A 12255-nucleotide genomic window follows, 5' to 3' on the forward strand; every position below is an offset into this window, starting at 1 on the left:
AACAGGGTCAGCAGCAGGGTGCGGATGTGGGCGCCGTCGACGTCGGCGTCCGTCATGAGGATCACCTTGCAGTAGCGCCGGGCATCGAGCTGGAAGCTGCGCCCGGAGCCTGCTCCGACCACCTGGATCAGCGCCGCGCACTCGGCATTGGAGAGCATGTCGCCCACCGAGGCCTTCTGCACATTGAGGATCTTGCCGCGGATGGGCAGTAGCGCCTGGTAGTCCGAGGACCGGGCGAGCTTCGCCGTGCCGAGGGCACTGTCACCCTCGACGATGAACAGTTCGGAGCGTTCGGGGTCGTCGATGCGGCAGTCGGCGAGCTTGCTGGGCATTGAGGAGGTCTCCAGGGCGTTCTTGCGGCGCTGGGTCTCCTTGTGCACCCGGGCCGAGATGCGCGACTTCATCTCCGCGACGACCTTCTCCAGCAGCAGCGCGGACTGGGCCTTGTCGGCGCGTGCGGTGGAGTTCAGCCGGGCGGTGATCTCCTTCTCCACGACCTTCGCCACGATGGCCTTCACCGCGGAGGTGCCGAGGATCTCCTTGGTCTGGCCCTCGAACTGCGGTTCGGCCAGGCGGACGGTGAGGACGGCGGTGAGGCCGGCGAACACGTCGTCCTTCTCGATCTTGTCATTGCCGGCCTTGAGCTTGCGGGCGTTGGCTTCGATCACCTTGCGGAAGGTCTTCAGCAGGGCCTGCTCGAACCCGCTCTGGTGCGTGCCGCCCTTGGGGGTGGCGATGATGTTCACGTAGCTGCGCATGGTGGTCTCGTAGCCGATGCCCCAGCGCAGCGCGATGTCGACCTCACAGTCCCGTTCGACCTCGGCCATCTGGCTGTGCCCGCGCTCGTCCAGGACGGGAACGGATTCCTTGAACCGGCCCGAGCCGTGGATGCGCCACACGTCGGTCACGGCGGCGTCGACGGCGAGGAACTCGGCGAACTCGGAGATGCCGCCGTCGTGCTGGAAGACCTGTTCGACCGGTCCGGCCTCGCCGGGGGTGCCGGGGATGCGGCGCTCGTCGCGCAGGGTGATCCGCAGGCCCGGGACCAGGAAGGAGGTCTGCCGGGCGCGGGTCTCGAGCTCCTCGTAGGAGAACTTCGCGTCGGGGGTGAAGATCTGCCGGTCGGCCCAGTAGCGGATGCGGGTGCCGGTGACGCCGCGCTTGGTGGTGCCGACGACGTCGAGCCGGGAGCTGTCGAGGAAGGGCTCGAACTCCGCCGTGGGCGAGATCGTCTTCCCGTCCAGGAAGCGGCCGGGCTCACCGCGGCGGAAGGACATCTTGTAGGTCTTGCTTCCGCGGTCAACGTACACGTCGAGCCGGGCCGAGAGCGCGTTGACGACGCTGGCGCCGACGCCGTGGAGGCCGCCGGAGGCGGTGTAGGAGCCGCCGCCGAACTTGCCGCCGGCGTGGAGCTTGGTGAAGACGACCTCGACGCCGCTGAGCCCGGTCTTGGGCTCGGCGTCCACCGGGATGCCGCGGCCGTCGTCGTGGATCTCGACCGACCCGTCGGCGTGAAGGATCACGGTGATGCTCTGGCCGAACCCGGCCAGGGCCTCGTCGACCGAGTTGTCGATGATCTCCCACAGGCAGTGCATCAGCCCGCGGGAGTCCGTCGAGCCGATGTACATCCCCGGCCGCTTGCGGACGGCCTCAAGGCCCTCGAGGACCGAGAGATGGCGTGCGGTGTAGTCGGAACTGAGTGGGGTCACGTTGGGGTGATCTCCTTGACGCGTGGCTGGAGTGAGGAACCCAGCGCCCGGAATCGGCCGCTGGACACCAGGGTCAAGCTTATTACCCGGCACCGACATCGCCGCGCAGGCCCGGCCGGGCCTGCGGGCCCGGCTGTGATCCCGGGCACCTCCGGCAGTGTCAAGGCGGGCCCCCCGTACGCCGGGAGCGAAAGAAAACCCACCCTGCGAAGAAACGGCAACGAATAATGGTTATATGAATACACGATCCACATGAGGAGGCATTCATGAGTACTGCAGTAGCAACCCGAGAACTTACCGCCCAGCACCGCTGCGACCGTTGCGGAGCCCAGGCCTACGTGCGCGCAGTCCTTTCAACCTCCGGTGGAGAGCTTCTCTTCTGCGGACACCATGCACGGTCCGTCGAAGCGAACCTGCGGCCGCTCACTTCCGAGTGGCAGGACGAGACCGAGCGGCTCCGCGAGAAGCCGGTCGTTTCAGAAGACTGATATGCCCGCGGCCCGTCCGCCGCGTGCAGCGTGGCCGGTACGCCGGTCACCCGTCCCAATAAGTACAGTCTCGATAAGCACATAGGAAAGGCCCCCTCTCCGGAGGGGGCCTTTCCTATGTCTGCTCTTACGCCTGGCATGCGGGCCGGGGACGGCCCGCATGCCCGGGTGCTAGTCGAGGTAGTCCCGCAGCACCTGTGAGCGCGACGGGTGGCGCAGCTTGGACATCGTCTTCGATTCGATCTGGCGGATCCGCTCGCGGGTCACACCGTAGACCTTGCCGATTTCGTCTAAAGTCTTCGGCTGCCCGTCGGTGAGGCCGAACCGCATGGCGACGACGCCGGCCTCGCGCTCGGAGAGCGTGTCGAGCACCGAGTGGAGCTGTTCCTGGAGCAGCGTGAAGCTGACGGCGTCGGCGGGAACCACGGCCTCGGAGTCCTCGATGAGGTCACCGAACTCCGAGTCGCCATCCTCGCCCAGCGGGGTGTGGAGCGAAATGGGCTCGCGGCCGTACTTCTGGACCTCGACGACCTTCTCAGGGGTCATATCGAGCTCGAGTGCCAGCTCCTCGGGGGTGGGCTCGCGGCCCAGATCCTGGAGCATCTGGCGCTGCACGCGGGCGAGCTTGTTGATGACCTCGACCATGTGGACCGGAATACGGATGGTGCGGGCCTGGTCGGCCATGGCGCGGGTGATCGCCTGGCGGATCCACCAGGTGGCGTAGGTGGAGAACTTGAAGCCCTTGGTGTAGTCGAACTTCTCGACCGCACGGATCAGGCCCAGGTTTCCTTCCTGGATGAGGTCGAGGAAGAGCATTCCGCGGCCCGTGTAACGCTTGGCCAGGGAGACCACGAGCCGGAGGTTGGCCTCGAGCAGGTGGTTTTTGGCGCGCTTTCCGTCGTGGATGACCCATTCGAGTTCACGGCGCAGCTTCGGATCCATGTCCGGGTCCGCGGCGATCTTCTCTTCGGCGAACAGTCCGGCCTCGATCCGCAGCGCGAGGTCAACTTCCTGCTCGGCGTTGAGCAGCGCAACCTTGCCGATCTGCTTGAGGTAGTCCTTGACCGGGTCCGCAGTCGCGCCGGCGGACACGACCTGCTGGGCAGGTGCGTCGTCGTCGTCGGCATCGGAGTAGACGAAACCGGTGCTCGTTCCGACCTCCGCCTCGGCGGGGTCGGGCTTGATTTCGTCGGCGTCCGGTTCCACCGCGGCATCCACGATGGACTCCACAGGCTCGTCGACCGGGTCGACGGCCACTGCGGCATCCGTTGATGCTTTCGCCGGAGTCTTGGCTGCTGCAGCCTTTGAGGCAGCCTTTTTGGGTGCGGCTCTGCGCTTGGTGGTGGTGGTACCGGCTTCCGCTGAAACCGGGGCTGCTGTCTTCTTAACCGACACAGAGAACCTTTCATACGCGGTTTGCGGTGCCATCAAGGGGACAACACCACTATGACCCTGTCAAGTCCGCGCCTTGGTTCAGACGAAGACCGAGGGTCAGCTCCTTATAGGAACTTCCTCCGGGTGCGGGACTATTCCGGGCCTGCCGTGTTCGGCAGGCACCGGAGCCCCGCAGGCCTCCATGTGATGCGCGGACCCCACCGGGTCTCATCGTTCATTGTCTCACGCTTTGGGGTGGGCGTGAATTTCCGGGCCCCTCGGAGGGTGTCCAATCACCCCGGCCGCGCGCGCCGGCCGCTCCACGCCGTATCCGCGCGGCACGCCCATTCCGGGAGTCCGCCGCGGAGGATGAGTTCCTTAAGGAGCCCCGCCAGCCGGTAGCCGGGGCAGGCGCGTTCGGCGCGCTCAAGATATACATAGGCGAGGGATCCACGGCCACGGGCGAACTCGATCCATCCAAGCATTGAATGCACCGCCGCCTGGGACTCGCCCGCGGAGAGGGCGGCGAGGCGGAGGAGGAGATCGTGCGCGGCGTCGAGGGTGTCCCACCGCGGCGCCTCGGAGGAACGCCCCACCAGGAAGTCGGTGTAGCGCCGGCAGGCTCCATCCCGCTCCCCCGCAGGGGGCGGCCCACTGCTAATGAAACCGATCGATTCACGGTCTCGGGCAGCGTACGGGCCGCCGCCCCGGCGAGCGCGCTGGGCGCCACCCCGGCTGCCACCCGGCTCGCGTCCCCCGGGTGCCTCCAGTGCCAGGGGCCCTCCGGCGGCGGCACTGGGCACCACCGGCGCCATTTCCGGAAGACCCGGATCCCCCACGGCTCCGCAGGCGCGTGCTCCCTGCTCGGCTGCCTCCAGGCCACACCCGGCAAGCACCAGCACCGAATCGCGGATGGCCTTGCACGAGAGGCCCGCCAGCAGGAAGGCCGCCGTCTCGTGCTCCTGCCGGCCCAGCGGCGGCCGCCGGCCGCTCAGCAAATGGTCCCAGACGAGCAGGGTGGCCCGGAACTGGGAGGCGGTGGTCCAGGTGCGCACGCACCGGCGGCGGTAGGAGGCCGCGAGCGCCTCGACGGACGGCTCCCCCGCCTCCGCGGGCCCCGGCGGCAGCGCGGCGGCCGTCTCCACCGATGGCGAGAAGGAGCTTCCCCGCAGCACCAGTTCGGCGCTGGCGGTGCTGTCGCTGATCTCCGCAAGCGGCCGGCCCGGCCAGGGGCAGCACCGGGTGTCGGCACAGAAGTATTCACGCCAGGCCGTTCCCGAGACGACCCAGCCGTCGCGCAGCGGGGTTCCCGCCGCCCTCAGGGTCCGCTCGAGTTCGCGCACCATCCGGCCGTAGGGTGGCCGCCCCGGTTCGGACCACCGGGCATCCGTGTAGAGGATCATCACCGCCCCGTCGGCCGCCGTGTCGGACGCCAGGATGGCCGCCACTCCCTCGGCGTAGCTGCCTGCCTCGGCGCCGGCACCCGGCAGGTCGACCCGCAGGGTGGCGCCGACCCGGCCGCCCGACAGCATCAGCACCACCAGGCTCTCGACCGGAAGGAAGCCGATGGCATGCGGGATGTAGGACAGGAGGTCGGCTGCGGTGCCGAGGTGCAGCCGTTCCGGGTCGCTGGTCATGGTGCCAGCCTGCGCCGCCCCCTTGCTGCCCGTCCGCACGGGTCCGGTTAAGTGGACAACTCCTGCGCGGTTTCCGCCCTGCCCCGCGCAGCCCGGGCCCCTTCAAGTCCGGGAGGGAAAAACCGGAGCCCATTCACCTGAGGGAAAGGGGTGGTCCGGTGGTATTACTGGGTGGGTGAACAGGAAGCTCCCCCAGCGGGGACAACGGCGTCCAGAGTCCGCCGGCACGGCCGCGGAGACGGCAGGCGGCACCGGGGCGGAGCCGGCAGGTGACACTACCGCGGAGACGGCAGGCGGCACCGGGGCGGAGACGGCCGACGGCGCCACCAACGCGGAGCCGGCAGGCGGCAGGAATGCCCGCGACCAGCGCCGGGTGGTGCGGGTGCTGGCCGGCGCCCAGGTCCTCGGCGGCATCGGCATGGGCGCCACCCTGTCCCTCGGTGCGCTGCTGGCCGCCGACCTCTCCGGGTCGAGCTCCTGGTCCGGGATGGCAGCGACCATGAGCACCCTCGGCGCGGCGGTCCTCGCCGTTCCCCTGGCCCGGCTGGCCCAGCGGTCCGGCCGCAGGATCTCCCTGTCGACCGGCGCCCTGATCGCGGGGGCCGGAGCGGTGTTGGCCATCACCGCAGCGGCGGTATCCCAGTTTCCCCTGCTCCTGCTCGCCCTGCTGCTGCTGGGCGCCGGCTCCGCGACGAACCTCCAGGCGCGGTTCGCCGCGACGGACCTCGCCTCCGACGCCACCCGCGGCCGCGACCTCTCCCTCGTCGTCTGGTTCACAACCATCGGCGCGGTCCTGGGCCCCAACCTGTTCGAACCCGGCGAAGCGCTCGGCGCCCTCCTCGGCCTGCCTCCGCTCTCCGGAGCCTTCGTGTTCTCTGCGGTCGCCCAGGCGGCCGCCGCCGCCGTCTACGCGGTCTGCCTTCGGCCGGACCCGCTGCTGAGCTCCCTCGCCCTGCGCGGCACGACGCCGGGTCCCGTTCGCCGCAGGGGCGGCCTTGCCGCTCTCCGCGGCAACCCCCTGGCCCGCTACGCCGTCCTCGCCATCGCCTGCAGCCACGCCGCGATGGTGGCCCTGATGTCAATGACGCCGGTGCACCTGCGGGACCACGGGGCCAGCCTGGCCGTCGTGGGGCTGACCATCAGCCTCCATGTCGCCGGGATGTTCGCCTTCTCCCCAGTGTTCGGCTGGCTGGCCGACCGCGCCGGAAGGATCGCCGGAATCCTCGTGGGCCAGGCCCTGCTGTTCGGCGCCCTGATCCTCGCCTGGACCGGCGCCGAATCCGGGGCAGCGGTCACTGTCAGCCTCATCCTGCTCGGCCTGGGCTGGTCGGCCGCCGTGGTCTCGGGCTCGGCTCTCGTCGCCGAGTCGGTGACCGTCCCGGACCGGGCCGCCGTCCAGGGGGTCTCCGATCTTTCGATGAACGCGGCCGGAGCGCTGGGTGGGGCGCTCGCGGGCCCCCTCCTGACCGCGCTTGGCTATTCCGGGCTCGGGCTCACCGTGACCGGGCTGGTGGGCGTGGTGGTTGTCTGGACCGGCGTCCGGGCACTGAAGGGGAGAACACTGACGGGGCGGGCGCCGGCGGGGAGCGCCCTCGAACCGGCCGATGCGCCGCGGGCCGGCGGGTCCTGACGCGGCGCGGTCAGCCCGCTCCGGAGCAGCTACCCGTCGACACCATCGAGCATCACGGGCAGCCCGAGGAACCGCGAGTAGCGGTCCGCCGCGGCGCGCACGGCCGCTGCCCCGGCCGCGCCGGGGAGCGCCTCCCCGGGAAATGGCGCAACCCTGAGGCGGACCGAGCCGCCGCGGATCTCCTGCTCCCAGGTTCCGCGGATCCTGCCTGAAACCGCCAGGGCCGGACGGAACAGCCCGTTCACCGCCGGGCCGACGGCGCTGCGGTGGCGCTCCTCGAGCACGAGCGTCCGGTCCGCGTACCCGATGGTGTACTCATCGAAGCCGGGAAGCAGGTGCGCCGTCGCCGGCCCTCCGGACCGGGCGTCGAGCACCGCCGGTTCGACAGAGGACGGGTGGACAGAGGACGGGTCGACATAGGACGGGTCGACTGAGGACTGCTCCCCGTCTGCAGACAGGACCGCCAGGTCCGGTGCGGCGAGGTGGAGGGCGAGCCGTGAGTCGGCAAGGGTCAGTCCGCTCCACCAGGCGAGGTCGCGGGCCGTGGCGGGCCCGTGGCCGGAAATGTAGCGCAACGCCAGCCGGGCCAGCGCCTCCTCCCGCCCGGGCGGCTCCACCGCCGGGATCCGGTCCCGGAACAACGCGAAGGTCTGGGTGCGGCCCTGCGGCGGCCCGATGATGACCACCTGCGTCTCGGCGAGGTAGCGCAGAATGTGGGAACCGCGCTGGACGCCGGTCGGTATGCCGGCGTCCTCGAGCAGGCGCAGGACGGTGCTTCGCGGCAGGGCTGTTCCCTCGAGCGCCGTACCGAGCACGTCCGCGGCTTTCGCGAACACCGCTTCGGTGAGGCCGGTATCCCGCCAGAGCTTCCCCCGGCCGCTCCAGGCGCGCGGGCCGAGCAGGGACAGCAGCCAGGGCGCGTCAGCCGGTGCGGTGAGGTGGAGGGTTCCGCGCATCGTCCAGGTCTGCACGATCGTCCCTCGACGGAGGGCGTCGGCGAGCGCCGCGTCGGTCAGGCCCGGGGTGCGCAGGCCCAGGCTCCACCGGGCCCCCGAGAGGTTCTGTGCCTGGACGGCGAGCATCCGGCGCACGGTTCCGGGGGCGCCGCCGGAGGCGGTCCCGTCGAGCAGGTGCGAGCGCATCCGGAACCGCCGAAGATCGTCCCCCGTCCGGGCCGCCACGGAGGTTCCCGTCAGGCGTGCTGGACCAGGCGCTGGCGCACGGCCATGTCCCGGTACAGCGCGCTGCTTTGAACGAGGGTTGCGTGGGTGCCTGAGGCCACCACCCGCCCGCGGTCCATCACCAGGATCCGGTCAAAGTCGGCGATGGTCGAGAGGCGGTGGGCGACGACGACGACGGTCCGGCTCCGCGCGGCCCCGCTGAGGGTCCGCTGCAGCAGCTGCTCCGTGCGCGAGTCGACGGCGGAGGTGGGTTCATCCATCAGCAGGACCGGCCGGTCCGCCAGGAGCACCCGTGCCCAGGCGAGGCGCTGGCGTTGTCCGCCGGAGAGCCGGACGCCGTCCTCGCCGAGGTTGAGCCCCAGGCCCGTCTCCGAGCGCTCCACCAGCTCGCCCAGTCCCACCGATTCCAGCGCGGAGACCATCCGGGCCGAGGTGGCGTCGGGGGCGCTGATCCTCAGGTTGTCGGCGAGCGTGCCGCTGAGCACCGGCGCCTCCTGCTCGACGAGGCCCAGGCGGGAGCGCAGCTCCCTGCGCGGGATGGCCGCCAGGGGCACGCCGTCATAGGTAATCGTTCCCCCGGTGGGCTCGTAGAAGCGCTCGAGGAGCCCGAGCACCGTCGACTTCCCGGCGCCCGAGGGTCCGACGATCGCGGTCCGGCTGCCGGCGGGGACCGAGAAGCTGAGGTCCGCGAGGACCGGTTCGCCGCCGTCGTCGTACCCGAAGGACACCGCGTCGAACCGGACCTCCGGCGCCGTGGACGCGGTGCGTCCGGGCGCGAGGCCGTCCTCATCGCCGGCTTCGGGCTCCAGCCGGGCGACCTCCTGGATCCGGTCGAGGGCCGCCAGGCCCGCCTGGATCTGGACGAAGGCGCCCAGGGCGGATCCGATGGGCAGCACCAGGAGGAACAGGTAGAGGATGAACGCCAGGAGGTCGCCGAGGGCCAGGGACCCGTCGGCGACCCGGACGCCGCCCACCGTGAGGACCACGATGAAAGCGCCCTGGATGCAGATCGACATGATCGGCTCGACGACGGCCTGCAGTTTTGCCGCCGCCACCCCGGCGCGGTAGGCGCCTACGGCCTCCCGGTCGATCAGGGCCGCTTCGCGGTCCTCGGCGACCGCGGCCTTGATGGTGCGGATGCCGGAGAGGCCGCGCTCCACGGCGGCCGCCATGGCGCCGACCGCCTCCTGCACCTGTCGGCTCCGCCTGCGGATCAGCGATCCCAGCAGCACGACGCACGCGGCGCCGCCCAGCACCGCGGTGACCGTGATGCCGAAGAGCAGGGGGTCGAGAAGGATCATCAGCACCACCGCGGCGGCGAACATGAGCACCGAGGAGACGATCTCGAAGAGGCCCGAGGTGATGACGCTGCGCAGGAGCGTGGTGTCCGATCCGACCCGGGACATCAGGTCCCCCACGCGCCGTGCGTCGAACTCACGGACCGGCAGGCGCAGCAGCTGGCCGACGAGGGAGCGGCGGACGCCGAGCACGACGGATTCGGCGGTGCGCTGCAGGAGGTAGGACTGGCCGGCGCTGAAGACCGCCTGTCCGAGGGTGATCGCCACGAGCAGCCACAGGAAGGGAGTCCAGCCGGTGCCCGCGCCGACGGCGTTGATGAGCTGCTGGACCATGAGCGGCTGCAGCAGGGCAAGGGCGGTGGCGACCAGGGAAACCGCTCCGGCGGCCACGAGCAGGCTCACGTGTCCGCGCAGGTAGGGCAGGAACTCGGCGAAGGAGGCCCGCCGCTCCGGGACTTCGGTGCTCACTGCCGGCGTCCCAGCAGCCCCCGCCCGCCGTACTTGCGGTGCACAGCCTGCCGGGTCACGCCGAGGGGCCCGGCAATCTGCTCCCAGGTCAGCCCGCGGGCCCGGGCGCGCCGGACCTGGACTGCCTCGACGCGTTCGAGTTCCTGCCGAAGCCTTGCCGCGGCCGCGAGGCCCGATCGCGGATCGTCATCCGCCGCGGCGGTCCTTACAAGGTCCATCATGTCCTCCACTCTCATGGTGTCAACATAGATTGACTACGAGCATCGTGTCAAGGAATGTTGACATGGAAAGAGAGGTCCGAAGGGAGAGCGGCCGGGGTCAGGGGCGCCCGGCGGCAGCGGTCCACGAGGCGTAGGTGGAGCCGAGCACCAGCGGGTCGGACGGAATATTGATCCCCTGCCGGAAGGCCTTTCCCGCGGCCCCGGGGAGCGGCAGCGGGAGCGCCAGGCCCCGGCGGCCGGGAACGCGCAGGTAGTCGGCGGCATACTCGCGGGCCGTGCGGACTTCGGGCCCGGCCACCTCACGCGCCTGTCCGGTCGTATCCGCCGGAACGAGTTCGACGAGCCGGCGGGCGACGGCGTCGGGATCGATGGTCTGGAAGCGGGCGCCGGAGAAGTACGGACAGAGCCCCACCCGCCGCAGGGAGGAGTGAAGGGCTTCAACGAAGGAATGGAACTGGGTGGCACGCAGGATGCAGGTGTCAAGTCCCGCGCCGAGGTAGGCCTTTTCCTGGGCGAGCTTGGCCTGATAGTAGGCCAGCGGCGACCTGTCGATCCCGACGATCGACAGCAGGACCGCCCGGCCCACCCCTTCGGCGGCGGCGGCCTCCAGCAGTCTCGCCGCGCCGCCGACGAAGGTTCCCTGCTGGGCGGCACGGAGCTTCGCGTTCGTCACGTCGATCAGCGCCTCAGACCCGCGCAGCGCCTCCTGCAGGCCCTCCCCCGTCGACACATCGGCCCGGCGGTACTGCGGCCCCTCCGGAGAGTCCGGCCGCCTGCCGCAACGGGAGAGCACGACGACCTCGTGCCCTTCCTCGAGGAGATACCGCGTGACCAGGGACCCGACGGCTCCCGTTCCACCTACAACCGCTACCCTGCGCACCACGCCCCCCTGCCGCTTGGAACTCCGGGCCCCTGCGGCCGGATGACGCCACTCTAGGCGCCGCTGCGGGCAGAACACAGGACCGGGACACAGCGTTATCTCAGCGGAGAGTTAACGCAAAGGGCGCCGGGTCCTTCCGGACCCGGCGCCCTTTGGTTCTGAACTCGATGGCGACGCTAAATTGAAGGCCTGCTCAGCCTCAGCGCTTGCCGAAGGGATCGGTGGCATCGCCCTGATCCTCGTCGTCGTCCAGCGCGCCGCCGAGCAGCAGGCTTGACTCCTCTTCGGCCTGCGGGCTGGCCAGGTAGGCCTCGACCTCGGCGCCGAGTTCGTCGGCGCTTACCAGTTCGCTGTTCTCCTTCACCAGCAGTGAGCGGCGCTCGACGCTGGCGGTGCGCTCGTCGTAATTCTCCTCGAGGGAGTTCACGACCGACTGCACCTCGGCCGACCCGCTCACCTGGCGGGCGATCTGCCGCTCAACGACCCGGCCGGTCTCCCGCAGCCGGTCGGTGGGGAGCATGAGCTCCGCTGTGGCACCCAGGTGTTCGAGGGCGGCGACGGCAGCGGGCGGGTATTCGGCCTCGGCAAGGTAATGCGGCACGTGAACCACGAGCCCGACGACGTCGACGCCGGCTTCCATCAGCCGCATCTCCATCAGGGAGCCCACCGAGGCGTCGACCTGAACCGTGGGCCGCCAGGCGTTCATCCCGGCGGTCAGGTCCGGACGGTTCCCGTGGGCGGTCACGCCGATGGGCCGGGTGTGGGGCACCGCCATGGGGGCCGAGTGGATCCAGGCGACGAGCGAGACGTCGAAGTCCTCGATGAGGAGCTGCACGGCGCTGACGAAGCGTTCCCACTGCAGGTCCGGCTCGAGTCCCGCCAGCAGCAGGAACGGCTCGCCGAGCCCGTCATGAAGCAGGTGCAGCTCAAGCCGCGGCGCCTGGTAGTCGGTGAAGTGGTCCTCCTCGAAGAGGATCCGGGGACGTCGGCTGCGGTAGTCGATGAGCTGGTCGGTGTCGAACACGGCGACGAGCTCCGAGTCGAGGGTCTCCAGCAGTTCCTCACTGACCTGCGAGATGACCTGCCCTGCGTCGAGGAAGCCGTTCAGGCCCGCCAAGAGGGGCAGCCCGTGCAGCCGCTCGGGGTCGACGGTGGTACTGAGGCTGAACAGTGTCCGTGGATCAAGCATCATTTCCTCCTGCATTTCCCGAGGCAGCCGGCGCGGGCGCGCCATCGGGGTTCCAACTACTCTGCTGATTCTCTCAACACCGTGGGCGCATCCAACATTCCGCACCGCCGACACAGGGGAATCCGACAGGCTCCGATGAAGGCCCGGACCGGCCCCGGCCGGCGGGATGCCCGGCGGGAT

Annotated in this window: 10 protein-coding genes; 2 read left to right on the top strand and 8 right to left on the bottom strand. The window is 70.2% G+C overall.

Annotated features, from left to right (window positions below; all coding sequences use genetic code 11):
* Positions 1 to 1709: type IIA DNA topoisomerase subunit B (locus tag QZX79_RS06710; protein ID WP_294566434.1), on the bottom strand; the 1709-nt coding region annotated here is incomplete at its 3' end.
* Positions 1710 to 1975: 266 nt separating this feature from the next.
* Here QZX79_RS06710 and QZX79_RS06715 point away from each other — a divergent pair.
* Positions 1976 to 2197, top strand: coding sequence for a hypothetical protein (locus tag QZX79_RS06715; RefSeq protein ID WP_120169620.1), 222 nt, complete (start codon positions 1976 to 1978; stop codon positions 2195 to 2197).
* Positions 2198 to 2368: 171 nt separating this feature from the next.
* Here the strand turns inward: QZX79_RS06715 and QZX79_RS06720 are convergent, their stop codons facing one another.
* On the bottom strand, positions 2369 to 3592 hold the full coding sequence (locus tag QZX79_RS06720; protein WP_294566437.1) for an RNA polymerase sigma factor: 1224 nt from the start codon (positions 3590 to 3592) through the stop codon (positions 2369 to 2371).
* A gap of 272 nt (positions 3593 to 3864) precedes the next feature.
* Positions 3865 to 5208, bottom strand: coding sequence for a DUF4192 domain-containing protein (locus QZX79_RS06725; RefSeq protein ID WP_294566438.1), 1344 nt, complete (start codon positions 5206 to 5208; stop codon positions 3865 to 3867).
* 373 nt (positions 5209 to 5581) lie between these two features.
* Between QZX79_RS06725 and QZX79_RS06730 the strand changes: the two genes are divergently transcribed.
* Entirely contained in the window at positions 5582 to 6838 is a 1257-nt protein-coding gene (locus QZX79_RS06730; RefSeq protein WP_294566453.1) for an MFS transporter, read from the top strand.
* 29 nt (positions 6839 to 6867) lie between these two features.
* Here QZX79_RS06730 and QZX79_RS06735 read toward each other — a convergent pair whose 3' ends face one another.
* The 5 genes from QZX79_RS06735 to QZX79_RS06755 form a co-directional block, all read right to left on the bottom strand.
* On the bottom strand, positions 6868 to 8019 hold the full coding sequence (locus QZX79_RS06735; protein WP_294566441.1) for a winged helix DNA-binding domain-containing protein: 1152 nt from the start codon (positions 8017 to 8019) through the stop codon (positions 6868 to 6870).
* 11 nt (positions 8020 to 8030) lie between these two features.
* Positions 8031 to 9785, bottom strand: coding sequence for an ABC transporter ATP-binding protein (locus QZX79_RS06740; RefSeq protein ID WP_294566444.1), 1755 nt, complete (start codon positions 9783 to 9785; stop codon positions 8031 to 8033).
* Positions 9782 to 10003 (bottom strand): hypothetical protein, encoded by a 222-nt coding sequence (locus QZX79_RS06745; protein ID WP_294566447.1) that lies wholly within the window; start codon positions 10001 to 10003, stop codon positions 9782 to 9784. The genes QZX79_RS06740 and QZX79_RS06745 overlap by 4 nt, the downstream gene beginning before the upstream one ends.
* 100 nt (positions 10004 to 10103) lie before the next feature.
* Positions 10104 to 10886, bottom strand: coding sequence for an SDR family oxidoreductase (locus QZX79_RS06750; protein WP_294566450.1), 783 nt, complete (start codon positions 10884 to 10886; stop codon positions 10104 to 10106).
* Between the two features lie 199 nt (positions 10887 to 11085).
* Positions 11086 to 12090 (bottom strand): proteasome assembly chaperone family protein, encoded by a 1005-nt coding sequence (locus QZX79_RS06755; protein WP_294566456.1) that lies wholly within the window; start codon positions 12088 to 12090, stop codon positions 11086 to 11088.
* Positions 12091 to 12255: the final 165 nt, after the last annotated feature.

Source organism: uncultured Arthrobacter sp., from assembly GCF_902805515.1.
GTDB lineage: Bacteria > Actinomycetota > Actinomycetes > Actinomycetales > Micrococcaceae > Arthrobacter_D.